The organism is uncultured Campylobacter sp., from assembly GCF_938030785.1.
Taxonomy (GTDB): domain Bacteria; phylum Campylobacterota; class Campylobacteria; order Campylobacterales; family Campylobacteraceae; genus Campylobacter_B.
The window spans coordinates 1-2,115 of the sequence record NZ_CALHIK010000048.1 but is presented as its reverse complement, the minus strand read 5'-3'; the positions used below and the strand labels follow the sequence as shown (position 1 = coordinate 2,115).

The 2,115-nt window shown below is 41.0% G+C and carries 1 protein-coding gene and 1 pseudogene; one reads left to right on the top strand and one right to left on the bottom strand.

Annotated features, from left to right (window positions below; all coding sequences use genetic code 11):
* Positions 1-746: 746 nt before the first annotated feature.
* Positions 747-986, top strand: a pseudogene (locus Q0438_RS02505) (ComEA family DNA-binding protein); the annotation flags it as partial.
* Between the two features lie 387 nt (positions 987-1,373).
* Here the strand turns inward: Q0438_RS02505 and Q0438_RS02500 are convergent.
* Positions 1,374-1,796, bottom strand: coding sequence for an EamA family transporter (locus Q0438_RS02500; protein WP_299186997.1), 423 nt, complete (start codon positions 1,794-1,796; stop codon positions 1,374-1,376).
* Between the last annotated feature and the right edge of the window lie 319 nt (positions 1,797-2,115).

Sequence of the window (2,115 nt, the reverse complement as noted above, 5' to 3'; positions counted from 1 at the left end):
CTATCCGTTACTCGGACGGGGAAAGTAGGTCGCTGCAGGCTTTGTTAGAATTCTATCTTTTTTCTACTTTCTATACAATTAAATTTAACCCTGACGACTAGGTTTAATCCTATATTTTATTTTAATATCTTATAATTAAAATTTTTCGATATCTTTCAACATCTTGTGATTAAAATTCAAAATTCTATTTCAATCTTAAATGGTTTTAAATAGCTTCATAGCTTCGGTGTTAAATTTTAATCTGGCTAAATTTTATCTATGGTTATCCGTGCCGCTTAGCTCTTCCATTTATCTGCAATACACCCGTTAAGCTCATTCATAACTAATCAATTGGTCTATTTATTTACTTCTTTACCTACTTAGATAAAATCGATACCCAGTCCGTCCGCCGTCATGTACAATGAAGCGTCGCGTAAAAAAACGAGTAAGCCATGTTTAATGCAAGCTAAATTTGACGGGCACTTTCTATTTGGTATTTCAGTCCAATATCTATCTGCTTTTTTTAAAACCGAGCTAAAATTTAACGCATTTAATAAAACGGCTGGAGGTAGATAAAATTTCATATATCCACTCGGAATTTATCTTCCTTTAAGCCCTGCGTAAATATAATCTCTTCGTATTGCAAGGCAAGCACGCACCCCTACAATTTTTACGGCAGTATCTTGGGATACGACGCAAAGAGATTGTGTGAGACGCGTAGGCTATCTTTTAGCGATACAAATATCTCAACTTCAAAGGACTTTTCAATGAAAAACCTGTTTAAATCCGCATTATTTCTATCCCTTCCTGCTTTTATGTTGGCAGCCGTAAATTTAAACACCGCAAGCAAAGAGGAGCTTATGGCGCTTCCCGGCATAGGAGAGGCAAAAGCTCAAGCCATCATAGATTACCGCAAGGATAATAAATTTAAAGATATCGAGGATATCAAAAACATTAAAGGCATAGGCGATAAGAGATTTGAGCTTATTAAAGATGATCTTGCCGTAAGCGGACAAACAGATATTAGCGATCTGAAATCCGTAAAAGCCAAGGCAAACAAAAAGGCTAAAGATACTATGAAATCCTCTAAAGCTAAAGCAAATGCCAAAGTTGAAAGAGTAAAAGAGGATATGGACTCTATAGATGAGCAGAGCGGCAAAGTAAAAGGCTCTATGGATAAAATGAACGATGATGCTAAAGAGGACGGCTCGTCAAAGACTTCGGCAAAGAAGGTTAAAAAGAGTAAGTAAGTCGGATGTAGAGGACAAGGTAGGTTCCTGTTGCACAAAAAACAAGCAAGCTCAAGATGTGTTGTTTGTTTAAAGGCTCGGGAGCCTAAACTTAGACCTATTCTAAACTTACCCTTAGAATTTTTAGCAGTAGCGGCGCAACCGTTACTTAAACGCCAGAATCATCACGCCGCCGCCGATAAGCGCTAGGGCGAGCCATTCGCGCAGACTCGGGCGCTCACCCAAAAAGATCACGGCGATGATGACTACGAGCACTACGCTTAGCTTGTCGATCGGTGCTACTTGATAGGCTTTGCCGATTTGTAGCGCTTTGAAATACGCTAGCCATGACGCGCCTGTTGCTAGCCCGCTTAGTATCAGAAATACCCAGTTGCGCGCCGTTAGGCTGGATAGCGGCTGCCAAATTTTGGCGTAGCGCAGGAAGGCGCCGAGGCAAAGGACGATGACGATCGTGCGAATGAAGGTCGCGAAGTGGGAGTTGATCCCTTCGAGCCCGATTTTAGCAAATACCGCGGTCAGCGCCGCAAATACCGCCGACGCGAGCGCCCAAGCCGCCCAAGTTTCCATGATCTTCCTCTATGAAATAAATTGTTAGATTATAGCCATATTTGGGTAAAATTTGCTTATAATTTTGTGGGCGTCGTGATAAAAAGCAAAATTGCAAGCGATCGACACGGCAAAGGAGACAATCAAAATTTTAAAATTTCACTGCAAAACGGGGCTTAAATTCCGGTTTCATTAGACATAAGATGCGATTTTGATGCAGCCGGGGCGAGTTTTAACCAAATGCAATCCCTAGTGCTATAAAACACAGCGCGTGGATAGTTGGGCAAAATTTCGCTTTAGCGAGATAAAATTTTATTCGAGCGAGTAATCTTGTTCGTGA

What these genes read in the sequence shown, in the direction of transcription:
- Q0438_RS02500 (WP_299186997.1), bottom strand. Translation starts at nt 1,796, where the DNA reads ATGGAAACTTGGGCGGCTTGGGCGCTCGCGTCGGCGGTATTTGCGGCG.